Raw genomic sequence first — 786 nt, forward strand, 5'->3', positions numbered from 1 at the left:
CCCTCGGGGACAGTGCGCAGGGGATGGGGCGGAGTCCGACGCGTGGTCGCTAGACCGCCATCCCGTAGACGATGGTGAAGAGCGTGCCGAGGGAGCCGATGATGAACACGCCGGTCAGGCCGGCGATGATCAGTCCCTTGCCCTGCTCCGCACTGAAGGTGTCGCGGAGCGCCGTGGCTCCGATGCGCTGTTTCGCCGCGCCCCAGATCGCGATGGCCAGGCAGAGCAGGATCGCCACTGCCATGACCACCTCGATCATGACGCGTGCTTCGTTCCCCAGGGAACCGAAAGGCCCCCAGTCCGGGGCGATACCACCGATGATGGTGTTGATGTCGCCCTTGTCGGCCGCCAGGAACATGAGAACTCACCACCACGCTAGATCAGTTGGCGTCCTCGACGGGGCGCAAGGAGCCAAGGTCTATCTTGGCGGAGGATGCCGCCGTCGTATGTCGACTCGGCGACTTTCTCAGCCGATTCCCCGGTGTGATCCGGGCCGCAACCGCCAGACTGGACACACTGGCGTGCGATCCGGTGTTCGATGGGACTTTGTTGACTACTCTGTGTATCACGGTGGTGAGCGGAGGGCAACGATTGGCGGCGCTGCGGGTGGGGATGCTCCCCAGGGCCTGGCGCACCGTCACCTTCCGTGCCGGGCAGGGTGATGTGACGAAGGGGTGGGGCGGGTGACGGCGGCTTCACGGACCGCGCGGAAGGCCTGGCTGGTGTCGGGGGTCGTGGGTGGCCTCTTCATGTCGTTCGTCATGCTGCTCGTGGTCGGTACGTACC

The 786-nt window shown here is 65.6% G+C and carries 1 protein-coding gene; it reads right to left on the minus strand.

Annotation, left to right across the window (positions count from 1 at the left end):
- Nucleotides 1-49: 49 nt before the first annotated feature.
- Nucleotides 50-358 (minus strand): DUF8827 family protein, encoded by a 309-nt coding sequence (locus tag PV341_RS45165; protein WP_319140882.1) that lies wholly within the window; start codon nt 356-358, stop codon nt 50-52.
- Nucleotides 359-786: the final 428 nt, after the last annotated feature.

The sequence above is a fragment of the Streptomyces sp. PA03-1a genome, from assembly GCF_033792805.1.
Lineage (GTDB): Bacteria > Actinomycetota > Actinomycetes > Streptomycetales > Streptomycetaceae > Actinacidiphila.

Excerpts from the sequence above, each read along its gene's own strand:
- PV341_RS45165 (WP_319140882.1), bottom strand. The coding sequence starts at position 358 with ATGTTCCTGGCGGCCGACAAGGGCGACATCAACACCATCATCGGTGGT.